Source organism: Variovorax sp. 10N412 (assembly GCF_056394985.1).
The window spans coordinates 112649-137284 of sequence record NZ_JBFTIO010000001.1; the positions used below are offsets into that span (position 1 = coordinate 112649).

Annotated in this window: 23 protein-coding genes; 10 read left to right on the top strand and 13 right to left on the bottom strand. The window is 67.4% G+C overall.

Annotated features, from left to right (window positions below; genetic code table 11):
- The first annotated feature begins 17 nt into the window (after window positions 1-17).
- Window positions 18-443, top strand: a complete 426-nt coding sequence (locus tag AC1DJH_RS00550; RefSeq protein WP_478184338.1) for a universal stress protein — start codon at window positions 18-20, stop codon at window positions 441-443.
- A 37-nt stretch (window positions 444-480) separates the two neighbouring features.
- Here AC1DJH_RS00550 and AC1DJH_RS00555 read toward each other — a convergent pair whose 3' ends face one another.
- On the bottom strand, window positions 481-1443 hold the full coding sequence (locus AC1DJH_RS00555) for an AraC-like ligand-binding domain-containing protein (RefSeq protein ID WP_478184339.1): 963 nt from the start codon (window positions 1441-1443) through the stop codon (window positions 481-483).
- Between the two features lie 198 nt (window positions 1444-1641).
- On the opposite strand from AC1DJH_RS00555, the gene AC1DJH_RS00560 reads away from it, so the two are divergent.
- Together AC1DJH_RS00560 and AC1DJH_RS00565 are read left to right on the top strand one after the other, a co-directional pair.
- Window positions 1642-2646: a carbon-nitrogen hydrolase family protein gene (locus tag AC1DJH_RS00560; RefSeq protein ID WP_478184340.1), complete on the top strand. Its 1005-nt coding sequence runs from the start codon at window positions 1642-1644 to the stop codon at window positions 2644-2646.
- A 25-nt stretch (window positions 2647-2671) separates the two neighbouring features.
- A complete protein-coding gene (locus tag AC1DJH_RS00565) occupies window positions 2672-3745 on the top strand; it encodes a phenylacetaldoxime dehydratase family protein (protein ID WP_478184341.1) in 1074 nt (357 codons plus the stop codon).
- A gap of 6 nt (window positions 3746-3751) precedes the next feature.
- Here the strand turns inward: AC1DJH_RS00565 and AC1DJH_RS00570 are convergent, their stop codons facing one another.
- From AC1DJH_RS00570 to AC1DJH_RS00600, 7 genes are all read right to left on the bottom strand, one after another.
- Window positions 3752-5290, bottom strand: a complete 1539-nt coding sequence (locus AC1DJH_RS00570) for a malonate--CoA ligase (RefSeq protein WP_478184342.1) — start codon at window positions 5288-5290, stop codon at window positions 3752-3754.
- A gap of 23 nt (window positions 5291-5313) precedes the next feature.
- Complete coding sequence (locus tag AC1DJH_RS00575) at window positions 5314-6093, bottom strand: enoyl-CoA hydratase/isomerase family protein (RefSeq protein WP_478184343.1); 780 nt, start codon at window positions 6091-6093, stop codon at window positions 5314-5316.
- Complete coding sequence (locus tag AC1DJH_RS00580; RefSeq protein ID WP_435435907.1) at window positions 6090-7076, bottom strand: Bug family tripartite tricarboxylate transporter substrate binding protein; 987 nt, start codon at window positions 7074-7076, stop codon at window positions 6090-6092. The genes AC1DJH_RS00575 and AC1DJH_RS00580 overlap by 4 nt, the downstream gene beginning before the upstream one ends.
- 98 nt (window positions 7077-7174) lie before the next feature.
- Window positions 7175-8641 (bottom strand): malonyl-CoA decarboxylase, encoded by a 1467-nt coding sequence (locus AC1DJH_RS00585; protein ID WP_478184344.1) that lies wholly within the window; start codon window positions 8639-8641, stop codon window positions 7175-7177.
- A gap of 28 nt (window positions 8642-8669) precedes the next feature.
- Window positions 8670-9338, bottom strand: coding sequence for a GntR family transcriptional regulator (locus AC1DJH_RS00590; protein WP_435435905.1), 669 nt, complete (start codon window positions 9336-9338; stop codon window positions 8670-8672).
- Between the two features lie 138 nt (window positions 9339-9476).
- On the bottom strand, window positions 9477-10307 hold the full coding sequence (gene lgt / locus AC1DJH_RS00595; protein WP_478184345.1) for a prolipoprotein diacylglyceryl transferase: 831 nt from the start codon (window positions 10305-10307) through the stop codon (window positions 9477-9479).
- Window positions 10308-10440: 133 nt separating this feature from the next.
- Window positions 10441-11400 (bottom strand): LysR family transcriptional regulator, encoded by a 960-nt coding sequence (locus AC1DJH_RS00600; RefSeq protein ID WP_478184346.1) that lies wholly within the window; start codon window positions 11398-11400, stop codon window positions 10441-10443.
- A 100-nt stretch (window positions 11401-11500) separates the two neighbouring features.
- Between AC1DJH_RS00600 and ilvD the strand changes: the two genes are divergently transcribed.
- Window positions 11501-13195 carry a dihydroxy-acid dehydratase gene (gene ilvD, locus AC1DJH_RS00605; protein ID WP_478184347.1) on the top strand — a complete coding sequence of 565 codons (1695 nt, stop codon included), beginning with the start codon at window positions 11501-11503 and terminating at the stop codon, window positions 13193-13195.
- Between the two features lie 126 nt (window positions 13196-13321).
- Here ilvD and AC1DJH_RS00610 read toward each other — a convergent pair whose 3' ends face one another.
- The gene (locus AC1DJH_RS00610) at window positions 13322-13573 is read right to left on the bottom strand and encodes a TIGR04438 family Trp-rich protein (RefSeq protein WP_478184348.1); all 252 of its coding nucleotides are present in this window, start codon (window positions 13571-13573) and stop codon (window positions 13322-13324) included.
- Between the two features lie 107 nt (window positions 13574-13680).
- On the opposite strand from AC1DJH_RS00610, the gene AC1DJH_RS00615 reads away from it, so the two are divergent.
- Window positions 13681-13995 (top strand): c-type cytochrome, encoded by a 315-nt coding sequence (locus tag AC1DJH_RS00615; protein WP_435435897.1) that lies wholly within the window; start codon window positions 13681-13683, stop codon window positions 13993-13995.
- A 15-nt stretch (window positions 13996-14010) separates the two neighbouring features.
- Here the strand turns inward: AC1DJH_RS00615 and AC1DJH_RS00620 are convergent, their stop codons facing one another.
- A complete protein-coding gene (locus tag AC1DJH_RS00620; protein WP_478184349.1) occupies window positions 14011-14511 on the bottom strand; it encodes a LapA family protein in 501 nt (166 codons plus the stop codon).
- Between the two features lie 129 nt (window positions 14512-14640).
- Entirely contained in the window at window positions 14641-16638 is a 1998-nt protein-coding gene (acs, locus tag AC1DJH_RS00625; RefSeq protein ID WP_478184350.1) for an acetate--CoA ligase, read from the bottom strand.
- Between the two features lie 146 nt (window positions 16639-16784).
- Between acs and AC1DJH_RS00630 the strand changes: the two genes are divergently transcribed.
- Entirely contained in the window at window positions 16785-17420 is a 636-nt protein-coding gene (locus tag AC1DJH_RS00630) for a YqhA family protein (protein ID WP_435435894.1), read from the top strand.
- A gap of 19 nt (window positions 17421-17439) precedes the next feature.
- Here AC1DJH_RS00630 and AC1DJH_RS00635 read toward each other — a convergent pair whose 3' ends face one another.
- Complete coding sequence (locus tag AC1DJH_RS00635) at window positions 17440-18363, bottom strand: LysR family transcriptional regulator (RefSeq protein WP_478184351.1); 924 nt, start codon at window positions 18361-18363, stop codon at window positions 17440-17442.
- 112 nt (window positions 18364-18475) lie between these two features.
- Between AC1DJH_RS00635 and AC1DJH_RS00640 the strand changes: the two genes are divergently transcribed.
- Window positions 18476-19093 (top strand): NAD(P)-dependent oxidoreductase, encoded by a 618-nt coding sequence (locus tag AC1DJH_RS00640; RefSeq protein WP_478184352.1) that lies wholly within the window; start codon window positions 18476-18478, stop codon window positions 19091-19093.
- 63 nt (window positions 19094-19156) lie between these two features.
- Here AC1DJH_RS00640 and fumC read toward each other — a convergent pair whose 3' ends face one another.
- Window positions 19157-20554, bottom strand: coding sequence for a class II fumarate hydratase (gene fumC / locus AC1DJH_RS00645; protein ID WP_472119560.1), 1398 nt, complete (start codon window positions 20552-20554; stop codon window positions 19157-19159).
- A gap of 560 nt (window positions 20555-21114) precedes the next feature.
- Here fumC and proV point away from each other — a divergent pair.
- The 3 genes from proV to proX are packed head-to-tail and all read left to right on the top strand — an operon-like array spanning window position 21115 to window position 24605.
- The gene (gene proV, locus AC1DJH_RS00650; protein ID WP_478184353.1) at window positions 21115-22368 is read left to right on the top strand and encodes a glycine betaine/L-proline ABC transporter ATP-binding protein ProV; all 1254 of its coding nucleotides are present in this window, start codon (window positions 21115-21117) and stop codon (window positions 22366-22368) included.
- 21 nt (window positions 22369-22389) lie between these two features.
- Entirely contained in the window at window positions 22390-23556 is a 1167-nt protein-coding gene (proW, locus tag AC1DJH_RS00655) for a glycine betaine/L-proline ABC transporter permease ProW (RefSeq protein WP_478184354.1), read from the top strand.
- Window positions 23557-23588: 32 nt separating this feature from the next.
- Window positions 23589-24605, top strand: coding sequence for a glycine betaine/L-proline ABC transporter substrate-binding protein ProX (gene proX, locus AC1DJH_RS00660; RefSeq protein WP_478184982.1), 1017 nt, complete (start codon window positions 23589-23591; stop codon window positions 24603-24605).
- Window positions 24606-24636 lie beyond the last annotated feature (31 nt).

Below are 24636 nucleotides of genomic sequence, written 5' to 3' on the forward strand. Positions count from 1 at the left end.
CGCCGTATAAGGAACGCATGAAAATCCTCATCGCCGTCGACGGCAGCACCTTCACGCAGAAGGCCCTGGCCTACCTCTTCAACAATCGCGCCATGTTCGTGGACGGTCACGCGCTCGTGGTGGTGCACGTGTGCACCGGCATCTCGGGCAACGTCACGCGCCACCTGAGCAAGGACCTGGTCACCGGCTACTACGCCGAGGAAAGCGCCAAGGTGCTCGACCCGGTGAAGGCGCTGTTCGCCGAGAAGGGCGTGGGCAACTACACCGTCGATTCGCGCCACGGCCATGTGGCGGAAGAAATCCTGAAGTCGGCCACCGAGGCGCAGGCCGGGCTGATCGTGCTGGGCACGCACGGCCACGGTCTCCTTGGCCGCGCGTTGATGGGGTCGGTGGCGACCAAGGTGATCTCGGAGACGGACAGGCCGGTGCTGCTGGTCCAGTAGCAGGCGCAGCCGGCTTGCACCCGGCCATTGCGCCCGGCTATTGCACCCGCTGCTGCCGCCATTCGCGCGGCGAGCAGCCGAAGCGCTCGCGGAATGCGCGGCTGAAATGCGCCGCATCGTTGAAGCCGCGGCCATAGGCAATGTCCGCCACCGGACGCCCCGCCAGGCGCGGCTCCAGCAGGTCGCGGCTGCACGCCTCGAGCCTGCGCTCCCAGATGTACTGCGACGGCGTGAGCGGCTCGCTCTTGAACACGCGGTGGATGTGGCTCACCGACACCCCCAGTTCCGCCGCCAGCGTGCCCACCGACAGCATCGGGTCGGCGAGCTGCTCGTCGATGCGCCGCTTCACGCGCGCCAGGTGGTACGCCGTGAGGTTGCTGAGCGCCGGCGCGCGCGCCGCGGGCAGCGTCTGCAGCCCCGCCACCAGGATGTTCTGCACCCCGTTGGCCACCGCCAGCGCCGATGCGGGCTGCAGCGTGTCGATGTCTTCGCGCAGCGTGCGGATCATGCCCAGCAGCAGGTGCCCCGCCCCTTCGCGGCCCGACACGGTGGTGGCCGTCAGCGCCTCGGTGTCGCGCAATTCGCTGCGCAGGCGGTCGCCGGGCAGCTTGAGCACGATCTGCTCGAAGGCCTGCTCGAACAGCAGCTCGTAAGGCCGCGTGCTGTCGTACAGCGCGAAGTCGCCGGCCGACAGCACCGCGTCGCGCCCGTCCTGTCGCACCACGCCCTGGCCGCGCGCCTGGATGCTCACCAGGAAGTAGTCGTCGCTCGAATGCGCGATGTGCCCCGGCGTGCGCATCACCTTCTGCGGCCCTGAGGTGACGACCGACATGTCGAGGCTGGGCAGCGTGTGCTGGCGGATGCTGCCTTCGAAGTTGCCGGTGTCGTCGTCCTTCACGGCGTCGCACTCGAGTTGCACGTACACGTTGCAGATCATGTCGGTCCAGTAGGCGAGCCGCTGGTCGCGCGAGACGGCGTCGGTGCTGAGCAACTGGGTCATGGGTCTTCCTCGAAGGGCCTGTGGGAGGCCGGGAACAGGGCATGCAACGCTGGAACAAGAACGCCGCCAATCCGGGTCAAGGCGTTCCGGCGGCGCGAATCTACGCTTCAAGCAACCCGCATGCCACAGCGCAAACCCGGTGCGCCACCCACGCGGTTCGTTACGTCCCTTGCTCTTTCATTGCATCTGGAGAACCACATGCCGACCACCGTCCATCCCAAGCTGCGTGTCGCCGCCGTGCAGGCCGCCCCCGTGTTCCTCGACCTCGACGCCACCATCGACAAGACCATCGAGCTGATGGCGCAGGCCGCGAAACAGGGCGTGCAGCTCATTTCCTTTCCAGAGACCTGGGTGCCCGGCTACCCGTGGTGGATCTGGCTCGACTCGCCGGCCTGGGGCATGCAGTTCGTGCAGCGCTACCACGACAACTCGCTGGTCATCGGCTCGCCCGAATTCGACCGTCTGAAGGCCGCGGCGCGCAAGCACCGCATCTGGCTGTCGCTCGGCTTCAGCGAGAAGGCCGCGGGCAGCCTCTACATCGCGCAGGCGCTGATCGACGACCAGGGCAACACCGTGCAGACGCGCCGCAAGCTCAAGCCCACGCACGTGGAGCGCACCGTGTTCGGCGAAGGCGACGGCGCCGACCTGCACGTGGTGGAAACGCCCATCGGCAACATCGGCTCGCTGTGCTGCTGGGAGCACCTGCAGCCGTTGAGCAAGTACGCGATGTATTCGCAGAACGAGCAGATCCATTGCGGCGCATGGCCCAGCTTCTCGCTGTACCGCGGCGCGGCCTACGCCCTGGGCCACGAGGTCAACAACGCGGCGAGCCAGGTGTATGCGGCCGAGGGCGGCTGCTTCGTGCTCGCGCCCTGCGCCACCGTGTCTAAAGCCATGAGCGAGCTGATGTGCACCGACGCCGGCAAGCAGCAGATGCTGGGCACGGGCGGCGGCTATGCGCGCATCTACGCGCCCGACGGTTCGCCGCTGGGCACGCCGCTGGCCGAGGACGAGGAAGGCCTGGTCATCGCAGACATCGACCTCGGCATGATCTCGCTGGCCAAGGCGGCCGCCGACCCGAGCGGCCACTACTCGCGCCCCGACGCCACGCAGCTGCTGCTGAACAAGACGCGCCGCACCCCCGTGGTGGTGCAGCTCACGCCGGAGCCCGAAGCCAGCGTGCCCGAGCCCGTCTCGGCCTGATCGGCAAAGCCCAAGGAGCCGCGCCATGGAATCCGCCATTGCAGACCACCTGAAGTGCCCGCGCACGCGCCACCGCCGCGTGGAAGACGACTACACGCCGCCCTACCCCGTGTGGTCGGCCCGCGCCCCCGCCGCGGTGACGCAGGTGGTGATGGGCTACTTCGGCGTGCAGTCGCGCGGCGTCGAAATGCAGGGCCGCGCCTGCGCCGCGCTGATGAAGATCGCCCGCGACTTCGCGCTGCCCGACGGCCCGGGCCACCACGACCTCACGCATTACGTCGATGCGGACGGGTACGACAACATGGTCGCCATCGCCTACTGGCGCGACGCCGCGGCGTACGCACGCTGGTGCGCCACGCCCGAGGTCGATGCCTGGTGGCGATCCGAAGAGCGGCTGTCCGAAGGCCTGGGCTACTTCCGCGAAGTGGCATCACCGCGCGTCGAGCACTTCGAGACCATGTTCAACACCCCCGACCGCTTCGAGGGCGTCGGCGTGGTGATGGGCGAAATCAGCGGCGAGCTGCAGGAGCACGGCTACTGGGGTTCGATGCGCGACCGCATTCCGTTGTCTCAAACGGACGCGATGGCGCCCTCGGGCACGCGCGCCGTGATCGCTGGCACGCCGGCACTGGGCCAGCGCGTGCGTGTGGCGGGCCACGAGAACATCGCGATGATCCGCTCCGGCCAGGAGTGGACCGACACCACGGGCCAGGAACGCACGCTGTACCTGGACGACATGGAGCCGGTGCTGCGCGAAGGCATGGACTTCTTGCGCGACCAGGGATTGGGCATCGGCTGCTACAGCAACCGCTACATGCACCACCTCGACGCGCAGGGCGCACCGTTGCAGAAGTCCTTCGGCCTGAGCTACTGGCGCTCGCTCGCCGACATGGAGCGCTGGGCCGAGTCGCACCCCACGCACGTCGCCATCTTCGGCAGCTTCATGCGCTACGTGCAGGCGCTCAACTTCCAGCTGCAGCTGCGCGTGTACCACGAGGTGTCGGTGCTCAAGGCCGACGAGCAGAGCTACGAGTACATCAACTGCCATGCGCGCAGCGGGCTGATGAATGGGCTCGACAGCATCGCCCCCGCTGCGTAGCTGGCCTCAGGCAGCGAACAACGCCTTGTGCTCCGCGCGCAGCAGCGCCTTCTGCACCTTGCCCATGGTGTTGCGCGGCAGTTCCGGCACCACGAAGCAGCGCTTGGGAATCTTGAAGTTCGCGAGCTTCGACTTCAGGTCGGCCACGATGGCTTCGGCATCGAGCGCCGCACCCGCCTTCGCAACGACGATGGCCACGCCCACCTCGCCGAAGTCGGGGTGCGGCACGCCGACCACGGCGCTTTCGGCCACGCCGGCCATCTCGTTGATGTAGCCCTCGATCTCGGCCGGGTACACGTTGTAGCCGCCGCTGATGATCAGGTCCTTGCTGCGCCCGACGATGGTGATGTAGCCCAGGCCGTCGATCTTGCCGACGTCGCCGGTCTTGAAGAAGCCGTCGGCGGTGAACTCTTCCTTCGTCTTCTCGGGCATGCGCCAGTAGCCCGCGAACACGTTGGGACCGCTGACCTGGATGTTGCCTATTTCGTCGGTGGTGCAGTCGCGCCCGCTGTCGTCGCGCACGCGCAGCTGCACGCCCGGCAGCGCAAAGCCGACGGTGCCGCCGCGGCGCTCGCCCTGTTCGGGCCTGTAGGGGTTGGAAGTGAGCATGGCCGTCTCGCTCATGCCGTAGCGCTCCAGGATGGTGTGGCCGGTGCGCTCGCGCCATTCGTCGAAGGTCTCGATGAGCAAGGGCGCGGAGCCCGCGATGAACAGGCGCATGTTGCGCACCGCCTTGCGCGTGAGGCCCGGCTCTGCCAGCAGGCGCACGTACAGCGTGGGCACGCCCATGAACACGGTCGCCTCGGGCAGTTTCTGCACGATGCGCAGGGGGTCGAACTTCGAGAACCACAGCATCTTGCTGCCGTTGAGCAGCGCACCGTGCAGCGCCACGAACAGGCCGTGCACGTGGAAGATGGGCAGCGCGTGGATCAGCACGTCGCCTTCGGTCCAGCCCCAGTAGTCCTTCAGCACCTCGGCGTTCGACAGCAGGTTGGCATGCGTCAGCATCGCGCCCTTGCTGCGCCCGGTGGTGCCGCTGGTGTACAGGATGGCGGCCATGTCTTCGGCCTTGCGCTCGGCCACCGCATGCTGGTCGCTGCACTGCGCGGCCACTTCGAGCAGCGTGCCGGTGCGGTCGTCGTCCAGCGTGAACACGTGCCGGGTGCCCGCCGCATTGGCGATGGGCCCGACCCACGACGCGTTGCGGCTGGTGCACACCACCACGGCCGGCTCGGCGTTGTCGAGGAAGTATTCGATCTCTGCGCTCTGGTAGGCGGTGTTCAGCGGCAGGAACACGTAGCCCGCGCGCAGCGTGGCCAGGTACAGCAGCATCGCCTCGACCGACTTCTCGACCTGCACCGCGATGCGCGCGCCCTGCTCGAGCTCGAGGGCCTCGAACAGGTTGGCGATCATGGCGCTGGCGCGTTCGATGTCGCGCCACGAATAGAACAGGCCGCTCTCGGTCTCGACGGCAATGCCGTCGAGGTCGGCGGGGAAAGCCGCGCGCAGGGCGGCGAACAGGTTGGCGTTGGCGGTTTTCTTCATCGCTTCTTCTGTGAACAGGACCTTCAGAAATTCGGGGTGCGCTTGGCAAGGAAGGCGGCAATGCCCTCGCGGTGCTCGGCGGAGTCGGCGTAGTCGTAGGCGGTGGCCAGCAGGCTGTGGGCCGAGGGGGCGCCGGCCCTCAGGGCGGCGAAGGTCTTCTTGTGCAGCCGCGCCGTCTGCGGCGCCAGTGCGGCGATGCGCGCTGCGTGCGCCTGCACGGCGGCGGCCACTTCGTCGTCGGGCAGCACCGTCAGCAGGAAGCCCGCGTCGTACAGGCGCTGCGCGCCGTGCACGCCGGCGGCCAGCAGCATGTCGCGCGCGAGCACGTCGCCGATGGCGCCATGCACCAGCGCCGCTTCGCGCGGCGCCATCGGGAATCCCAGCTTGGCAATGGGCGCACCGAACTTGGCGGACGCTCCGGCCAGGCGGATGTCGCAGCAGCTCGCAATCTCGATGCCCGCGCCCATGCAGGCACCCTCGATCTGCGCGATCAGGGGCAGCGGGCAGTCGAGCATCGCCTGCAGCGCGGCCCATACCTCGTTCTCGTGGAACTCGCGCAGGCTGGGCTCTTCGAAGCGGAACGACGGGTACTCGGAAATGTCGCCGCCCGCGCAGAAGGCGCCGCCCTCGCCGCGCACCACGACGCAGCGCAAACCCGCGTCGTCGTTGCGCAGTCCCTCGAACACCGCACGCAACTCACGCCACATGGCGCGCGTCATGGCGTTGAGGCGCCCCGCGTTCGACAGCATGACGACTGCAACGGCGCCCTCCCGGCGCCACGAGATGTGGCTGCCAGGCGTCATTCGATCTTCGCGCCCGAGGCCTTCACCACCGTGGCCCAGCGCTTGATTTCGGCGCTCACGAAACTGCCGTAGGCAGCGCCGGTGAGCGTCGGGATTTCCGAGCCGTTCTGGGCCCAGATGTTCTTGATGTCGTCGGCCGCAAGAATCTTCTTCATCTCGTCGATGATCTGCGGCTGCACGTCGGCCGGCGTGCGCTTCGGCGCCCACAGGCCGTACCAGGTGGTCACGGTGTAGTCGGGCAGGCCGACCTCGGCGGCGCACGGCACATCGGGGAATGCGGGGTTGCGCTTGGCGCCGGCCACCATCAGCGCCTTGATGCGACCGCTCTTGATGTACTGGGCCGAGGAGCCGAGGCCGTCGAACATCAGGTCGACGTTGCCGGAGATCAGGTCGGCCAGCGCCGGGCCCGCGCCGCGGTAGGGAATGTGGGTGATGAAGGTGCCGGTCTGCAGCTTGAACAGTTCGCCCGCCAGGTGGTGCGAGGTGCCCGCGCCGGCCGAGCCGTAGTTCAGCTTGCCGGGGTTGGCCTTGGCCAGTGCGATGAACTCCTTGATGGTCGTGGCCTGCACGCGGCGCGGGTTGACCACCACCACCTGCGGCACGTTGGCCAGCAGCATCAGCGGCACGAAGTCTTTCTCGATGTCGTAGTCGAGCCGGGGGTAGACCGACGGCGCAATGGCGTGGTGCACCGCACCCATGAACAGCGAGTAGCCGTCGGCGGGCGCCTTCGCGGCAATGCTCGCCCCCAGCGTGCCGCCCGCGCCGCCGCGGTTGTCGATGATGAGCGACTGGTTCGTCAGCCGCGAGAACTGGCCCGAGAGCGGCCGCGCGAAGGCGTCGGTGCCGCCGCCGGCCGGGAACGGCACGACCATCGTCACCGGCTTGGTCGGCCAGCTTTGCTGGGCGCGCGCGGCACCGCTCAGAACGGCCGCGCCGGCGGCGGCCACGCGCAAGATGTCGCGGCGTTGAAAACCTGGGTTCATTTGTCTCATCTCCTGTCGTTGTGGATTCTGCCGCCCCGTGCGGCTACTTGACTCGGTCACCGGCGCGCAGTCGCACTGCTTCCGGCCTGCGAACAACATCAGCCTTTCTTGAAGTACAGGCTTTCGATGTCTCCCGATACAGCGACCTTGCCGTCGGCCAGCCAGGTGCGGTGTTTGTCCAGGCGCTTGAGGTCATAGAGGTAGTTGACCATGAGCCCGTAAGACTGCTTGTGCCCCTTGGGCGATGGGTCGCCCGCCCAGTTCAGGCGCTCCACGCGGGCGCCATTGCCCAGGTGGAAGCGTGCGACCGGATCGGCCGGCGTGCCGTCGACCAGCGCTCGGCCGAGGTACTCGGCGGCGGCCTGCATCAGCCACTGGCGCAGCGGCGACCTGGTGTCGAAGGTGGCGGCCGCGTCCACGGCCGCGAGCAGGCGTTCGGCGGTGGGCGGCAGCGAGCCGATGAGGCGGCCGATTTCGGCCTCGCGCTTCTCGTCCAGGCGCGGCAGCAGCTCGGCCGCGTTCTTCGCGAGCCAGGTGCGAAAACCCGGAATCGGCGACAGCGTGGCAAAGCTCTTGAGGCGCGGCAACTCCTCCTGCAGCGTCTCGACAACGCGCTTGATGAGCGAGTCGCCGAAGCTCACGCCGCGCAGGCCGTTCTGCGTGTTGCTGATGGAATAGAAGATCGCGGTGGTGGCCTTGGCGGGCAGCACCGGCGCGGCAGCCTCGTCGAGCAGCGGCGTGATGCCCTCGCTGATGCGGTCGACCAGCGCCACCTCCACGAAGATCAGCGGCTCGTTCGGCAGGCGCGGATGAAAGAAGCCGTAGCAGCGGCGGTCGCTGTCGTCGAGCCGGTTCTTCACGTCGGACCAGCTCTTGATGTCGTGCACCGCCTCGTAGCGGATGAGCTTCTCGATGAGCGAGGCCGGTGAATCCCAGTCGATGCGGCGCAGCTCGAGGAAGGCGACGTCGAACCAGGTGGAGAAAAGGTGTTCCAGCTCGGCATCGAGCGAGAGCAGGCGCTTGTCGGCCTTCAGGTTGGGCAGCAGGTCGGCGCGCAGGTCGACCAGGAAGCGCATGCCCTCGGGCTCGACCGCGAAGCGCTGCAGCAGGCGCATGCGCGGCGACACCAGCGCGCGGCGCAGGCGCAATTCGGCTTGTCCCTCGTCAGGCGTGCCGACAGCGCTCTGGTGCTGGTCGCGGGCGGTCTTGAGCTTTTGTGCGTCGGCGGCGAAATGCTCGCTCATCAATGCCCAGTAGTCGCGGCGCTCCTCGACCGGGGCGGCGCGGTACGCCTCGGCAATGGCGTGGGCCCGCCGGCCGCCTTCGACCTCGCTCACGCGCGGGTCGATCACGGCCTGCAGCTCGGCCAGCACACGGCGCAAGGCGCGCGGCGACAGGGCCTCGTCGGCCTTGCGCAGGGTGACCTGCAGGCGCTCGGCGGTGGAGCGCGCGCTGGGCTTGGGCGTATTCTTCGGTGCGCTCTTCGCGGCGGTTTCGGGCGCCACGGGCACCTTGGCGTTGTCGCCAGAACGCAGCCGCGCCTGGAACCATTCGGTCGCACTCATCGGGACACTCCCATGTGGGCGGGGGCCGTCACGGCATCACCCTGGATTTCTGTTGGCGCATGACTTCGCGCAGCGCCTCGCGCTGGCGCGTCATGTGCGTGCGCATGGCGGCATCGGCACCTTCGCTGTCGCGCGCCTTGAGCGCCGCGAACACGGCCAGGTGCTCCGACAGGCTCTGGTCGAGCCGCCCCGGCGCATGCAGCTGCTGCAGCCGCGCGAGCTTCAATATCTTTCGCAGGTCGCCGATCACCTGGGCCAGCCACTTGTTGTCGGCCAGCTGGATGATCGCCTCGTGAATGATGTGGTTGGTGGCGTAGTAGTCGTTGATGCGCCGTGCCTTGGCGTGGCGCACCAGCCGTTCGTGCAACGCGTCGAGCTCGTGCAGTTCGGCGTCGCTGGCGTTGCGGGCCGCCTCGTAGGCGCAGCGGCCCTCGAGCAGCGCGATGACGGGAAAGATCTCGTCGAGGTCGCGCTCGGTCACCTCGTTCACGAAGCAGCCGCGGCGCGGCTCGTGCCGCAGCAGGCCTTCGGCGGTGAGCACCTTGAGCGCTTCGCGCAGCGGCGTGCGCGAGATGGACAGGCGCTCGCACAGGGCCGCCTCGTCCACGAAGCTGCCGGGCGCGAGGGTGCCCGCGAAGATCTGCTCGCGCAGCGTGGCGGCGACTTCGTCGTGCAGGGAGTTGGGGACCAGGCGCATGGGAATCGTCAGAACGCAGAACCTTGGAATCGGACCGCGTAATTTCCTGTAATTACGCGTAATTCTGGGCTCGCATCAAATCGGGCGCAAGGCCGCGCACCCCGTGCGCGGCTGGGACTTACCCTGCGAACTTAGGGCTCAAGCGCGCGCGGCGGCCGTCCTGGTGCCCGCGCGGCCGAACCAGAACCACAGTGCGATGCCGGCAACGACCATCGGCACGCTGAGCCACTGGCCCTGGCTCAGGCTGAGCGCGCGCAGGCCGAGGAAGTCGTCGGGCTCGCGGAAGTACTCGGCCACGAAACGCAGCACGCCGTAGCCGATGAGGAACACCGCGGCCACCTGACCTTGCTTGCGCTCCTTGCGCGCGTAGAGCCACATCACCGCGAAGAGCAGCAGCCCTTCGAGCAGGAACTGGTACACCTGCGACGGATGGCGCGGCAGCATCGAGCCGCTTTGCGGGAACACCATGCCCCAGGGCAGGTCGGGGCTGCTGAAGCGGCCCCAGAGTTCGCCGTTGATGAAGTTGCCCACGCGGCCCGCTGCAAGTCCGGTCGGCACGCAGGGCGCGACGAAATCCATCACCTGCCAGAACGGCCGCACACGCGAATGCGAGAACCAGACCATGGCGCCGATCACGCCGAGCAACCCGCCATGGAAGCTCATGCCGCCCTGCCACACGTAGAGAATTTCGAGCGGATGCGTGAGGTAGAACTCGGGCTTGTAGAACAGGCAATAGCCCAGCCGACCACCGACGATCACGCCCATCACGCCGAGAAAAAGAATGTCCTCGATGTCCTTGCGCTGCCAGGCGCCCGCGCCGACCAGCGAGCGGTACGGCTCATGGCGCAGCCGTCGCGTGCCGAGGAAGTAGAACAGCGCAAAGGCTGCCAGGTAGGTCAGGCCGTACCAGTGGATGGCCACCGGCCCCAATTGCAGGGCGATGGGGTTGATCTGGGGATACATGAGCATGCGCACGATTGTGCCCGGGCAATTGGCTCACCCCCAGGCTTCGCGCACTTCGTGTCGCTTCGCCTTCCGCCTTACGGGGGCAACACCCGCGGCCCGGCGAAGCCGGTTCCACGGTGTTCCGCAAAAAAGTCCTTCAGTGCTCGGGTTTATTGCTGTCTTCGCGTCCGCGCTCGCGCACGAAGGCCACGAAGCGCGCCAGTGCCGGGTTGGCGGCTTCCTCCGGCCACACCAGGCTGGTCTCGCAGGCCGGCAGCACCGGCGGGCTGCGGCGCCGCCCGACCGGCGCGAACTCGTCTGCTCGCCGGTACACCACACCCGCGCGCCGGAACTGCGTGACGCTCTCGGGCACCCAGGCCACGCCGATGCCGCCCGAGACGAGGTTGACGATGGTCTGCATCTGGATCGCCTCCTGTCCGAGCAACGGCGCGCGGCCGGCGGCGTGGTACAGGTCGAAGATCGCGTCGTGCAGCGAGGGCACGATGCGGCGCGGAAACATCACCAGCGGCTCGGCCAGCACATCGGCCAGCCGCAGCGCCGGTGTGCGCGCCAGCGCATGCCGCTCGGGCAGCGCCAGCACCAGCGGCTCCTGCGACACGGCCAGCCGCGCGAGCCCCGGCGGCGCGGCGCCCGGCGAATGCAGCATCAGGCCGGCATCGATCTCGCCGCGCGCGAAGGCTTCGAGCTGCACGTCGCCGGTGGCCTCGACCAGCTCGAGCGCCACCTCCGGGCACAGCACGCGGAATTCGCGCACCCACGCCGGCAACTGCTCGAAGCCGACCGTGGAGACGAAGGCGATGCGCACGCGCCCCACCTGCCCCGCCGCCGCCGCGCGCGCCCGGGCCGGCAGCGCCTGCGCGCGCGCCAGCAGCTCGCGCACGTCGGGCAGCAGCGCCTCGCCGGCCGGCGTGAGCGCCACGCGTCTTCGGGTGCGGTCGAACAGCACCACGCCCAGCGTCTTCTCCAGCTGGGCGATGGCCTGCGTCACCGGCGGTTGCGTCATGTGCAGCCGCAGCGCGGCGCGGCCGAAGTGCAGTTCCTCGGCCACGGCGACGAACTGGCGCCAGGCGCGCAGGTCGATCAGGACTTCATTCATACGCCAAGCATATCAATGCGTGCTGAAAAATGGATTGGAAGCAATCAATCAGAAGTCCGATACTTGGGTCCCCCGATCTCCCCACGATAGAAGAGACACCATGGACACCAAGCCAATCCAGATCAACCGCCGCAGCGCCAACATCGTCGAAGGCAAGAGCCGCGCGCCCAACCGCTCCATGTTCTATGCCATGGGCTACGAGGAAAGCGACTTCAAGAAGCCGATGGTCGGCGTCGCCAACGGCCACAGCACCATCACGCCGTGCAACTCGGGCCTGCAGAAGCTGGCCGACGCGGCCATCCAGGGCATCGAGGAAGCTGGCGGCAACGCGCAGGTGTTCGGCACCCCCACCATCTCCGACGGCATGGCCATGGGCACCGAAGGCATGAAGTACTCGCTGGTGAGCCGCGAAGTCATCTCGGACTGCATCGAGACCTGCGTGGGCGGCCAGTGGATGGACGGCGTGCTGGTGGTCGGCGGCTGCGACAAGAACATGCCCGGCGGCCTCATGGGCATGCTGCGCGCCAACGTGCCGGCCATCTACGTGTACGGCGGCACCATCCTGCCGGGCCGCTACAAGGGGCAGGACCTGAACATCGTGAGCGTGTTCGAGGCCGTGGGCCAGAACGCCGCCGGCAACATGAGCGACGAAGACCTGCACGAGATCGAGAAGCGCGCCATTCCCGGCACCGGCTCCTGCGGCGGCATGTACACGGCCAACACCATGTCCAGCGCGTTCGAGGCGCTGGGCATCTCGCTGCCCTACTCGTCCACCATGGCGAATCCGCATGACGAGAAGGCCAACTCGGCCAAGGAATCGGCCAAGGTGCTGATCGAGGCCATCAAGAAGGACCTGAAGCCGCGCGACATCGTGACCAAGAAGGCCATCGAGAACGCAGTGGCCGTGATCATGGCCACGGGCGGCTCGACCAACGCGGTGCTGCACTTCCTGGCGATCGCACACGCGGCCGAGGTCGAGTGGACCATCGACGACTTCGAGCGCATGCGCAAGAAGGTGCCGGTGCTGTGCGACCTGAAGCCCTCGGGCAAGTACCTCGCGGTCGACCTGCACCAGGCCGGCGGCATTCCGCAAGTGATGAAGGTGCTGCTGAAGGCCGGCCTGCTGCACGGCGACTGCATCACCATCAGCGGCCAGACCATCGAGGAAGTGCTGAAGGACGTGCCCGACGTTCCGCGCGCCGACCAGGACGTGATCCGCCCCATCGACAAGCCCATGTACGCCGAAGGCCACCTGGCCATCCTGAAGGGCAACCTCTCGCCCGAAGGCGCGGTCGCCAAGATCACGGGCCTGAAGAACCCGGTCATCACCGGCCCGGCCCGCGTGTTCGACGACGAGCAGTCGGCACTGCAGGCCATCCTGGCCGGCAAGATCGTGGCCGGCGACGTGATGGTGCTGCGCTACCTCGGCCCCAAGGGCGGACCGGGCATGCCGGAAATGCTGGCGCCCACGGGTGCGCTCATCGGCGCGGGCCTGGGCGAAAGCGTGGGGTTGATCACCGACGGCCGTTTTTCGGGCGGTACCTGGGGCATGGTGGTGGGCCACGTGGCGCCCGAGGCCGCGGCCGGCGGCACCATCGCCTTCGTGAACGAAGGCGACTCGATCACCATCGACGCGCACGAACTCAAGCTCGAACTGAACGTGCCCGAAGCCGAGATCGCCAAGCGCCGCGAAGGCTGGAAGGCCCCCGCCCCGCGCTACACGCGCGGCGTGCAGGCCAAGTTCGCTTTCAACGCCTCGAGCGCAAGCTCGGGCGCGGTGCTCGACAAGTTCTGACCAAGGCAAGGTATGGCGTGAAACACCGAGGAACCGGCTCCGCCGGGCCTCAGGTGTTTCGCCCGGCAGGGGGAAGGCGAAGCGGACACGAAAGTGCCGCGCAGCCTGGGAGCCTGGGAGCGAGCCCTACCTGCGGCGTTGCCCGTTGCTGGTCTTTATGCCCATGTTGGTCTTCTGGCGGTCGATGCGGTCCTGCTTGCGCCGCTCTTCGCGCTCCATGATCTTGCGCTTGGTGTAGCCCGACGAATCGGCCCAGGCCCACCACGCGAGCGCCATGGCGAACGGCGACAGCACGATCCACCAGCTCCAGCCGGCGACCATGCCCACTTCGAAATACTTGAGGCCTATGCCAAGCAGGCCCAATGCCAGAAACCACATCGCGAATCCCTCCGGGTTGTATTGGCAACGCATCCGGAGGCCGTGCACGGCGCTACCTACAATCGCGTTGAGACGAATGTAACCCAGCACTTAACAAATAGGTCCCCATGAAAAGAGTCTTGTTGTCGGCAGCCCTGGGCCTCGGCCTTGCAGCACTCGCCGCGCCCGCGCTGGCCGACCTGGCCCTGGCAACGTCGAAGAACTGCATGAGCTGCCATGCGGTCGAGCGCAAGGTGCTCGGCCCGTCGTTCAAGGACGTGGCCGCCAAGTACAAGGACGACAAGGGCGCCGTAGACGCCCTTGCCAGCAAGATCATGAAGGGCGGCTCCGGCGTGTGGGGACCGGTGCCGATGCCCGCGAACAACCAGGTCAGCGAAGCCGACGCCAAGAAGCTCGCGGCCTGGGTGCTGTCTACGAAGTAAGTACCCCGGCAGGCGTCACGCCTGCGGGTTGATGTCCAACGGCATGGGCCGGCGCTCGATGCGGTCCTCGAGCTGCCCGATGTGCGCCGCTACCGTGTTGTCGGTCTGGTCCGAGCGCAGCCGCACCGCGGTTTCGAGCTGGTCCAGGCGTGCCAGCAACGCGGTCTGCCGGTCGGCGTTCTGCCCCATGTGCTTGTTTTCCTGCGCTTCGAGGAAATTGCGCAACTCGGTGAAGCGCGAGGCCTCGGCCTTGTCCGCCAGGTCGCGCTGGACCTGCATTTCCTTGGTGTGGCGCTTGGTGTCGATCAAGACCGAGCTGTGCAGGTACAGCACATAGATCAGGAAGAACGCGGCCAGCACCACGGTGAGGCCCAGCATGATCAGCCCCAGCGGCGCCGTCACGGTCATGAAGCCCAGCCACACCTCGGAGGGCGTGGACAACGCGCCCCAGTTCAGCGCCGCCAGTGCCGCGATGAGCAGCACGATCACAAAAAGAAAAGCGGATCTCACGCCCATGGGGGCCTCCTTCGGAAAGATCGAACACATCGGCGGTTGCCGCGCGCGCCGAGGCGCACGGCCTGTCGATGGGTTTTACCTCAGGCAAAGGGCCGGTCCGCCGTCGCGGACCGGAGAGAGGGCCACGTCCTACAGCCGCTCGGACAGCTGTTCGAGGATGGCCGGGTTTTCCAGCGTCGAGGTGTCCTGCGTGATCTCCTCGCCCTTGGCGATGCTGCGCAGCAGGCGCCGCATGATCTTGCCGCTGCGGGTCTTGGGCAGGTTGTCGCCGAAGCGGATGTCCTTGGGCTTGGCGATGGGGCCGATTTCCTTGGCCACCCAGGCGCGCAGCTCGTTGGCGATCTGCTTGGCCTCCTCGCCGGTGGGGCGTGCGCGCTTGAGCACCACGAAGGCGCACACCGCCTCGCCGGTGACGTCGTCGGGGCGGCCCACCACGGCGGCCTCGGCGACGAGGTCGGTCTTCGACACCAGCGCCGATTCGATCTCCATCGTGCCCAGCCGGTGGCCCGACACGTTGAGCACGTCGTCGATGCGCCCGGTGATGCGGAAGTAGCCTCGGTCTTCGCTGCGCACCGCGCCGTCGCCGGCCAGGTAGATCGTGCCGCCCATCTCCTCGGGGAAGTAGCTCTTCTTGAAACGCTCGGGGTCGTTCCAGATGGTGCGGATCATCGAGGGCCAGGGCCGCTTGATGACCAGCATGCCGCCCGCGCCGTTGGGCAGGTCCTTGCCAGTTTCATCGACGATGGCGGCCATGATGCCCGGCAGCGGCAGCGTGCACGAGCCCGGCACCAGCGGCGTGGCGCCCGGCAGCGGCGTGATGACGTGGCCGCCGGTCTCGGTCTGCCAGAAGGTGTCGACGATGGGGCAGCGCTCCCCGCCGATATTGCGGTGGTACCACATCCAGGCTTCCGGGTTGATCGGCTCGCCGACCGAACCGAGGATGCGCAGGCTCGTGAGGTCCCAGTTCTTCGGATGCACCTTCTCGTCGCCCTCGGCCGCCTTGATGAGCGAGCGGATCGCCGTGGGCGCCGTGTAGAACACCGACACCTTGTGCTTCTCGATCATCTGCCAGAAGCGGCCCGCGTGCGGGAAGGTGGGAATGCCCTCGAACACCACCTGCGTGGCGCCGGCCGCGAGCGGCCCATAGGCGACGTAGGTGTGGCCGGTGATCCAGCCGATGTCGGCCGTGCACCAGAACACGTCTTCGGGGCGGATGTCGAAGGTCCAGTCCATCGTGAGCTTGGCCCACAGCAGGTAGCCGCCGGTGGCATGCTGCACGCCCTTGGGCTTGCCGGTGGACCCCGAGGTGTAGAGGATGAACAGCGGGTGCTCGGCGTTCACCGGCACGGGCGCGCATTCGGTGCTCTGGCCCTTCAGGGCTTCGTCGAAGGTCTTGTCGCGGCCTTCGACGCGCGTCCACGCGGTGGGCGTGCGCTCGTAGACGAACACGGTCTTGATCGACTCGCAGCCGCCCAGCGCGATGCCGTCGTCCACGATCGCCTTGAGCGGCAGTTCCTTGCCGCCGCGCAGCTGGTAGTTGGCCGTGATGACCGCCACCGCGCCGGCATCGATGATGCGTTCCTGCAGCGCCTTGGCCGAGAAGCCGCCGAACACCACGCTGTGGGTGGCGCCGATGCGCGCGCAGGCCTGCATGGCGATGACGCCCTCGACCGTCATCGGCATGTAGATGACGACGCGGTCGCCCTTCTGGATGCCCGCGGCCTTCAGCGCGTTGGCGAACTGGCTCACGCGGGCCAGCAGTTCCTTGTAGGTGACGTGGGTGACGGTGCCGTCGTCCGCCTCGAAGACGATGGCCGTCTTGTTCTCGACCGGGGTGCCGATGTGCTTGTCGAGGCAGTTGGCGCTGGCGTTGAGCTCGCCGTCGCCGAACCATTCGTAGAACGGGGCCTTCGACTCGTCCAGCGTCCTGGTGAACGCCCGGGTCCAGTGCAGGTTGTCCTTGGCCAGGCGGGTCCAGAAGCCTTCGAAGTCTTGCTCGGCCTCCTTGCACAGGGCGTCGTAGGCGGCCATGCTGGCGATGCGTGCGCCCTGGGTGGCGCGGGCGTCGGGCGGGAACACGCGGTTCTCGACCAGGACGGATTCAATGTTCTTGGATGCGCTGCTCATGTCTTTTGTCTCCTGGATGGCTGCGGCCGTAATGTCGACGTCCGCACTTACGGGTCACTGACGGTCCGATGTTAGTTCGCAGGGTTATCACGAGTGCGACTTGGGGACACCCCTAGAATATTTGGTCATCCACCACCGGTCTGCCGATGTCCGCTCCCGACCCTTTCGACCCCAGGAACCCGCCCACCCCCCGGACCTTTCCGATGGGGCCGTTGCCACGGCTGATCTTTGCGAGCCGCTGGCTGCAGCTTCCCCTGTACCTGGGCCTGATCGTGGCGCAGGCGGTGTACGTGGTGCACTTCCTGGTCGAGCTGCTGCACCTGGTCGAGGCCGCGTTCGGCAGCCAGACGGCGCTGCAGGCCCTCATTACCAGCATCGGCTACAAGACCACCGTGCCGGTCGCTGCGCTCAACGAGACGGTGATCATGCTGGTGGTGCTGGCACTGATCGACGTGGTCATGATCTCCAACCTGCTGATCATGGTGATCGTGGGCGGCTATGAAACCTTCGTGAGCCGCATGAACCTCGAAGGCCACCGCGACCAGCCCGAGTGGCTGAGCCACGTGAACGCGTCGGTGCTGAAGGTGAAGCTGGCCACCGCCATCATAGGCATCAGCTCCATTCACCTGCTGAAGACCTTCATCAACGCGGACAACTACACCGACCGCGTGCTGATTGCACAGACGGTGATCCACATCACCTTCCTGTTCTCGGCCATCGCCATTGCCTACACGGACAAGCTGATGACTGCGAACGCCAGCCAGGGCAGCGCGCCCCACTGACAGAAAAAGCCCGCGCGCCCTAGGCCGCGGTGGCGCGCGGCACGTCCCACGCCGGCACCTCGGTGAAGCGCTCGGCCAGAAAGTCGAGCATGGTGCGCAAGGTGGCCGGCATGTGCTTGCGCGAGGCATACACCGCGTACATGCCCACCACCTGCGGCTCGAAATCGGCGAACAGCCGCACCAGTTCTCCCGCCTGCAGCAAGGGCGCCGCCAGGTAGGTCGGCAGCATCGCGACACCGGCGCCCGCACGGGCCAGGTACATCAGGCTGGCCGCGTCGTTGGCCGACACATTGCCCCCCACGGCCACCGAGGCCGGCTCCCCGGTCTGCTTGCGCGTGAAGTTCCACAGGCTGCGCCCGAAGTACGAATGCGTGAGGCAGTTGCGCTGCGCCAGCTCTTCCACACGCAGCGGCTGTCCGTGCTCCTTCAGGTAGCCCGGAGAGGCGCACACCACCGAGCGGCAGTCGGTGAGCCGGCGCGCGATGAGGTTCGGATCGATCTCCGCCGCAACGCGGATGGCGAGGTCGATGCGCTCGTCCACCAGGTTCACCGCGCGGTCGAGCAGCACCAGGTCGACCGCCACGCCGGGATACAGCCGCACATAGTCGGCCACCGCATCGGCCAGCTGCGCCTGCGCGAACGAGGTGCTGGTGGTGATGCGCAACTGCCCGCTCGGCGCCTCGGCCGGATGCCGCACGGCGGCCTGCATGTCGAGCGCGAGTTCCAGCACCTGTCGGCAGCGCGGCAGCAGTTCGGCGCCGGCCGCCGTGAGGCTCAGGCGGCGCGTGGTGCGGTGGAGCAGCCGAGCCCCGGTCCATTGCTCCAGCTCGGCCACATAGCGTGTGACCACGGGGCGGGACATGTCGAGCTTGTCGGCCGCGGCCGAAAGGCTGCCCGCGTCCACCACGTTCACGAACACCCGCATTGCATTCAGTCGGTCCATTCGAACGATTTTAGAAATAAACAAGCGCGCAAATCGAGGTTTTTCTTTCGAAATCAGAAACCTAAGATGACCTTCATCCCATCCACTTTCAGTCTTTCGACAGGAGTCCCTCATGAGCCACATCGCCATCATCGGCGCCACCGGACGCGCCGGCGGCCGCCTTCTCGAAGAAGCCCTGCGCCGGGGCCACACGGTCACGGCCATCGCCCGCACGGCCAGCGCCAAGCTGGCTGGCCGCGCCAACGTGAAGGCCGTCGACGTCGACGTGCTGGACGCGCCCGCGCTCGAGAAAGCCCTGGCCGGCCACGACGCGGTGTTCAGCGCCGCGCACTTCGCCACCGTGCCGCCCGCGGCCATCGTCGAGCCGGTCAAGCGCGCGGGCGTGAAGCGCCTGCTGGTGGTCGGCGGCGCCGGCAGCCTGTTCGCCGCGCCGGGCCTGAAGGTGATCGACACGCCGAACTTTCCCGACGCCTACCGCGCCGAAGCCTCGGCCGGCGGCGTGTTCCTGGAAGCGCTGCGCAACGAGAAGGAGCTCGACTGGACCTTCCTGTCGCCCTCCGCCGAATTCGTCGAAGGCGAGCGCACCGGCAAGTTCCGCCTGGGCACCGACGACCTGCTGGTGAGCGCCGAAGGCCGCAGCTGGATCACCTTCGAGGACTACGCGATCGCGTTCATCGACGAGCTGGAAAAGCCTGCGCACCCGCGCCAGCGCTACACGATCGGGTACTGATCGACCGCAACAAAAAAGGACCCGCGAGGGTCCTTTTTTCATGGCGTCATGGGGTTGGCCGGATCAACGGCCCGTCATGTTCTCCGGCACCACCCACTGGTCGAACTGCTCGGCCGTCAGGTGCCCGGAGGCGATCGCCGCTTCACGCAGGCTCGTGCCTTCCTTGTGCGCCTTCTTGGCGATGTAGGCCGACTTGTCGTAGCCGATGTGCGTGTTCAGCGCCGTCACCAGCATCAGCGAGCGCTGCACCAGTTCCGTGATGCGTTCGCGGTTCGGCTCGATGCCCACGGCGCAGTGGTCGTTGAAGCTCACCATGCCGTCGGCCAGGAGGCGCACGCTCTGCAGGAAGTTGTGCGCCACCATCGGGCGGAACACGTTCAGCTCGAAGTTGCCCGAAGCGCCGCCGATGTTGATGGCCACGTCGTTGCCGAACACCTGCGCGGCCAGCATCGTGACGGCTTCGCTCTGGGTCGGGTTGACCTTGCCCGGCATGATCGACGAGCCGGGTTCGTTCTCGGGAATGCTCAGTTCGCCGATGCCGCTGCGCGGGCCGCTGGCGAGCCAGCGCACGTCGTTGGCAATCTTGTTCATGCTGGCCGCGAGCGTCTTCAGCGCGCCGTGGGCATGCACCAGCGCATCGACGCTGGCCATGGCCTCGAACTTGTTCGGCGCCGTGATGAAGGGCAGGCCCGTGAGCTTCGCCAGCTCGGCGGCCACCTGTTCCGCATAACCCTTGGGCGCGTTCAGCCCGGTGCCGACGGCCGTGCCGCCCAGTGCCAGTTCGCTCAGGTGCGGCAGCGCGGCGCGCACATGCGCCTCGCCGTGCGCCAGTTGCGCCACATAGCCCGAGAACTCCTGGCCCAGCGTGAGGGGCGTGGCGTCCTGCAGGTGGGTGCGGCCGATCTTCACGATGTCGGCGAAGTCCTTCGCCTTCTGGTCGAGCGTGCCGCGCAGCTTGGCAATGGCGGGCAGCAGCTTGTGCGTGATGGCTTCCACGGCGGCCACGTGCATGGCGGTCGGGAACACGTCGTTGCTCGACTGGCTGCGGTTGACGTCGTCGTTCGGGTGCACGAGGCGCCCTTCCCCGCGCTCTCCGCCGAGAATTTCGCTCGCGCGGTTGGCCAGCACTTCGTTGACGTTCATGTTGGTCTGCGTGCCCGAGCCGGTCTGCCACACCACCAGCGGGAACTCGCCCGGATGCTTGCCTGCAATGACTTCGTCGGCGGCCGCCACGATGGCGTTCGTCTTCTTCTGGTCCTGCAGGCCCAGCGCATGGTTGACCACGGCGGACGCGCGCTTGACCTGGGCCAGCGCCTTGATGATCTCGCGCGGCTGCTGCTCGCCGGAGATGTCGAAGTTCTGCAGCGAGCGCTGCGTTTGCGCGCCCCACAGCTTGTCGGCCGGAACGTCGATCGGGCCGAAGGTGTCACGCTCGGCGCGGGTCTTGTGGGAAGTCGTCATGGAAAAAAGCTCCGGGATCATGAAAGGTTGCGCCGCTGCGGGCGCGGTGCCGGGTCAGAGTATCGGCCAATACGAGTAGCTCGCATCTGACGGGGCCATTGGCAGCTGGCTGACATGACGATACGCCTTGCGTCTTGACTTTCATCATGCCGAAAAGTTATGATCGAAGGCTTCCGACGACCAACAAGTCATGATGATGACGGTGGTTGGTCACCCCTTCACTACTCGCGGATCCCCGAATCCCGTCGCGGTGCAAGGTTCTCCCGCCGGGCCCAGCCCGGCAAAACGGCCGGATCTGTCCGGCCCCATTGCCACGTCACGCTCATCCAGGCGGCGCCCCTCGACCAGGCCCGTTGCCCTGCGAATGAAGCATCCGGCGGGCACTGGTTTCGTCGCCACGTCGTCTTCAGTGCCTGTCGGCAGCCCTTGAGGCCTGCCGGGCCATTGCGCGCGTCTTGCGCGTGCCCCGGCAACCCATCGGCTGATGGCGTGGTCGCCGTCGCCCGCTTGTGGCGATGTTCGTCCACCCCCTCCACAGGGATCAAAAGGAGCCCCCGCATATGGCCAAAGGAATTCTCATCGACCACGTTTTCAAGGTCTTCGGCGACGAGCCGCAGCAGGCCCTGGAACTGGTCCGGCAAGGTTTTTCAAAGAAAGAAATCCTGGCGCGCACCGGTCAATCGATCGGCGTTTTCGACGCCACCTTCGAAATCCAGGCTGGAGAAATCTTCGTCATCATGGGTCTCTCGGGCTCGGGCAAGTCCACCCTCGTGCGCCTGCTCAACCGGCTGATCGAGCCCACGGCGGGCCGCATCGTGATCGACGGCGCCGACATCAACGAACACTCCGACGCCAAGCTGCGCGCGCTGCGCCGCAAGGACATCAGCATGGTGTTCCAGTCGTTCGCGCTGATGCCGCACATGACGGTGCGCGAGAACACCGCCTTCGGCCTCGAACTCTCCGGCACCAGCAAGAAAGACCGCCTGGCGCAGGCGGACAAGGCACTGGCGCAGGTCGGCCTGGCGGGCTGGGGCGCGAGCTACCCCGACGAACTCTCGGGCGGCATGCAGCAGCGCGTGGGCCTGGCGCGCGCGCTGGCCTCCGACCCGTCGATCCTGCTGATGGACGAGGCCTTCTCGGCGCTCGACCCGATCATCCGCACCGAAATGCAGTCGGAGCTCTTGCGCCTGCAGCAGGAACAGCGCCGCACCATCGTCTTCATTTCGCACGACCTGGACGAGGCCATGCGCATCGGCGACCGCATCGCGATCATGAAGGACGGCCAGGTGATCCAGGTCGGCACGCCCGACGAGATCCTGCGCAGTCCCGCCGACGACTACGTGCGCAGCTTCGTGCGCGGCGTGGACGCGGCGGCGGTGTTCAAGGCGGCGGACATCGCGCGCAAGTCGCTCACGGTGGTCAGCGAGCACCCCGAGCGCGGCGCGCGCGCGGCGCTCAAGCTGCTCGAAGACCAGGACCGCGACTTCGCCTACGTGACCAGCCCGACCAAGCGCTTTCTCGGCGTGGTGTCGGCCGACACGCTGCGCGGCGCGCTCGACGGGCATTCGGGCCCGCTGGGACTGCAGCGCGCTTTCCTGGCCGACCTGCCGCGCATCGACGCCGAGGCGCCCGTGGCGGGCCTGATCGGCCAGTTGGCGCAGGCGCCGTGCGCGCTGCCGGTGGTGGCGAGCGACGGCCGCTTCTGCGGCGCGATCAGCAAGACGACGCTGCTCAAGTTCCTCGACCGCGAAACGCCGCCCATCGAGCCGGTCGTGCCCAACGCCGCCCCCGCGCTCGCCGCCGAACCGCACTGAATCCACGAAGGACCTTGAACGATGAACGACAACACACTTCCTTCTGAGCTGAATGCACCCGCAATGGACGCGCCCTCCCCCGTCGATCCGTGGGAAGCGCTTTCGGCCGCGCCTGACACCTCGGCCACGAACGCCTGGCTCGACGCGCCGGTCAATGCCGCCCATCAACTGGCCGGCTCGCCCGACGCTGCCAGCGGCTTCCAGCTGCATCGACTGTGGGACGGCTCCCTGCCGGTCGAGTCCTGGATCAACCAGGGCCTGGGCTGGGTGGTGGAGCACTTCCGCCCCTTCTTCCAGACCGTGCGCCTGCCCATCGACAGCACGCTGAACTGGGTGCAGAGCCTGCTGACGGGCCTGCCCACTCTGGCGATGATCGCCCTCGTCGGCCTGCTGGCCTGGCAGTTCGCCGGCCGTGCGCTGGCCATCGGCACCACGGTGGCGCTCTTGCTGGTGGCCATGCTGGGCATCTGGCCTGAAGCGATGGTGACGCTGTCGCTGGTGCTGACCTCGCTGGTGTTCTGCATGGTGATCGGCCTGCCGCTGGGCGTGCTGCTGGCCAGCAGCGACCGCGCGCAACGCATCATGCGGCCGGTGCTGGACGCGATGCAGACCACGCCCGCCTTCGTGTATCTGGTGCCGGTGGTGATGCTGTTCGGCATCGGCAACGTGCCGGGCGTGATCGTGACGATCATCTTCGCGCTGGCGCCGCTGGTGCGCCTGACCAACCTGGGCCTGCGCCAGGTGCGCCCCGACCTCATCGAGGCCGCGCGCGCCTATGGCGCCTCGCCGTGGCAGATGCTGGTGAAGGTGCAGTTGCCGCTGGCCATGCCGTCGATCATGGCGGGCATCAACCAGGCGCTGATGCTGTCGCTGTCGATGGTGGTGATCGCCTCGATGATCGCCGTGGGCGGCCTGGGCCAGATGGTGCTGCGCGGCATCGGCCGGCTCGACATGGGCCTGGCCACCGTGGGCGGCCTGGGCATCGTGCTGCTGGCCATCACGCTGGACCGCCTGACGCAGGCCATGGGCAAGTCGCGCCGCAGCGCCGGGCGCCGCTGGTGGCACACCGGGCCTGCGGGCTTCGCGCTGCGCCTGCTGCAGCGGCTGGTGGGCTCGCCTTCGTCGTCGCCCGCGTCTTCGCGCCCGGGGAACGAGCCCGTTCCCGCCCTGTCCGCGCAAGCGCAATGAGCCGCCAAGGAGAAACCAGACGCATGAAGCCAATGAATGTCATCGCACGCGGCATCGCACGCGGTTTTTGGGCCATCGGCTTCGTCGCCGTCGGCATGGCTGCGAACGTGGCCCACGCCGCCAACGACCTGCCCGGCAAGGGCGTGAGCGTGCTGCCGCTGAAGAGTTCGCTCGCCGAGGAAGCGTTCCAGACGCTGCTGGTGATGCGCGGGCTCGAAAAGCTCGGCTACACCGTCGAGCCCATGAAGGACCTGGAGCCCGCCACGGAGCACCTGGCCATTGCCAACGGCGACGCCACCTTCATGGCCAACCACTGGAGCCTGCTGCACGCCGACTTCTACAAGAACAGCGGCGGCGACGCCAAGCTGTGGCGCAAGGGCGTGTATTCCGACGGCGCGGTGCAGGGGTACCTGATCGACCGCAAGACGGCCGAGCAATACAACATCACGAACATCGCGCAGTTGAAGGATCCGGCCATCGCGAAGCTGTTCGACGCCGACGGCGACGGCAAGGCCGACCTGACGGGCTGCAACCCCGGCTGGGGCTGCGAGCTGGCCATCGAGAACCACCTGGGCCCCTACCAGTTGCGCGACACGGTCACGCACAAGCAGGGCAGCTATGCCGCGCTGATGGCCGACACGATCGCCCGCTTCAAGCAGGACAAGCCGGTGCTGTACTACACGTGGACGCCGTACTGGGTGAGCGCGGTGCTGCGCCCGGGCACGGACGTGGTGTGGCTGCAGGTGCCCTTTTCTTCCTCGCAGGAGGGCGCCGCGAACACGCAGTTGCCCAACGGCAAGAACTACGGCTTCCAGGCCAACCAGGAGCAGATCGTCGCCAACCGCGCCTTCATCGAGAAGAACCCGGCCGCGGCCAAGCTGTTCGAGGTGATGAAGCTGCCGATCAGCGACATCAACGCACAGAACCTGCGCATGAGCCAGGGCGCCAACACGCAGAAGGACGTGGAGCAGCATGCGGACGGGTGGATCCGGGTGCATCAGCAGCTGTTCGACGACTGGATTGCCCAGGCCCGGGCCGCGGCGAGGTAGCACTGCAGCCCGTGGGCGGTGGCTGAGATAA

Excerpts from the sequence above, each read along its gene's own strand:
- AC1DJH_RS00615 (WP_435435897.1), top strand. The coding sequence starts at position 13,681 with ATGAAAAGAGTCTTGTTGTCGGCAGCCCTGGGCCTCGGCCTTGCAGCA.
- AC1DJH_RS00635 (WP_478184351.1), bottom strand. The coding sequence starts at position 18,363 with ATGGACCGACTGAATGCAATGCGGGTGTTCGTGAACGTGGTGGACGCG.
- fumC (WP_472119560.1), bottom strand. The coding sequence starts at position 20,554 with ATGACGACTTCCCACAAGACCCGCGCCGAGCGTGACACCTTCGGCCCG.
- AC1DJH_RS00580 (WP_435435907.1), bottom strand. The coding sequence starts at position 7,076 with ATGAACCCAGGTTTTCAACGCCGCGACATCTTGCGCGTGGCCGCCGCC.
- acs (WP_478184350.1), bottom strand. The coding sequence starts at position 16,638 with ATGAGCAGCGCATCCAAGAACATTGAATCCGTCCTGGTCGAGAACCGC.
- AC1DJH_RS00620 (WP_478184349.1), bottom strand. The coding sequence starts at position 14,511 with ATGGGCGTGAGATCCGCTTTTCTTTTTGTGATCGTGCTGCTCATCGCG.
- AC1DJH_RS00550 (WP_478184338.1), top strand. The coding sequence starts at position 18 with ATGAAAATCCTCATCGCCGTCGACGGCAGCACCTTCACGCAGAAGGCC.
- AC1DJH_RS00640 (WP_478184352.1), top strand. The coding sequence starts at position 18,476 with ATGAGCCACATCGCCATCATCGGCGCCACCGGACGCGCCGGCGGCCGC.
- AC1DJH_RS00600 (WP_478184346.1), bottom strand. The coding sequence starts at position 11,400 with ATGAATGAAGTCCTGATCGACCTGCGCGCCTGGCGCCAGTTCGTCGCC.
- AC1DJH_RS00575 (WP_478184343.1), bottom strand. The coding sequence starts at position 6,093 with ATGACGCCTGGCAGCCACATCTCGTGGCGCCGGGAGGGCGCCGTTGCA.
- ilvD (WP_478184347.1), top strand. The coding sequence starts at position 11,501 with ATGGACACCAAGCCAATCCAGATCAACCGCCGCAGCGCCAACATCGTC.
- AC1DJH_RS00560 (WP_478184340.1), top strand. The coding sequence starts at position 1,642 with ATGCCGACCACCGTCCATCCCAAGCTGCGTGTCGCCGCCGTGCAGGCC.
- AC1DJH_RS00590 (WP_435435905.1), bottom strand. The coding sequence starts at position 9,338 with ATGCGCCTGGTCCCCAACTCCCTGCACGACGAAGTCGCCGCCACGCTG.
- AC1DJH_RS00565 (WP_478184341.1), top strand. The coding sequence starts at position 2,672 with ATGGAATCCGCCATTGCAGACCACCTGAAGTGCCCGCGCACGCGCCAC.
- AC1DJH_RS00570 (WP_478184342.1), bottom strand. The coding sequence starts at position 5,290 with ATGAAGAAAACCGCCAACGCCAACCTGTTCGCCGCCCTGCGCGCGGCT.
- proX (WP_478184982.1), top strand. The coding sequence starts at position 23,589 with ATGAATGTCATCGCACGCGGCATCGCACGCGGTTTTTGGGCCATCGGC.
- proV (WP_478184353.1), top strand. The coding sequence starts at position 21,115 with ATGGCCAAAGGAATTCTCATCGACCACGTTTTCAAGGTCTTCGGCGAC.
- AC1DJH_RS00610 (WP_478184348.1), bottom strand. The coding sequence starts at position 13,573 with ATGTGGTTTCTGGCATTGGGCCTGCTTGGCATAGGCCTCAAGTATTTC.
- AC1DJH_RS00585 (WP_478184344.1), bottom strand. The coding sequence starts at position 8,641 with ATGAGTGCGACCGAATGGTTCCAGGCGCGGCTGCGTTCTGGCGACAAC.
- lgt (WP_478184345.1), bottom strand. The coding sequence starts at position 10,307 with ATGCTCATGTATCCCCAGATCAACCCCATCGCCCTGCAATTGGGGCCG.
- proW (WP_478184354.1), top strand. The coding sequence starts at position 22,390 with ATGAACGACAACACACTTCCTTCTGAGCTGAATGCACCCGCAATGGAC.
- AC1DJH_RS00630 (WP_435435894.1), top strand. The coding sequence starts at position 16,785 with ATGTCCGCTCCCGACCCTTTCGACCCCAGGAACCCGCCCACCCCCCGG.
- AC1DJH_RS00555 (WP_478184339.1), bottom strand. The coding sequence starts at position 1,443 with ATGACCCAGTTGCTCAGCACCGACGCCGTCTCGCGCGACCAGCGGCTC.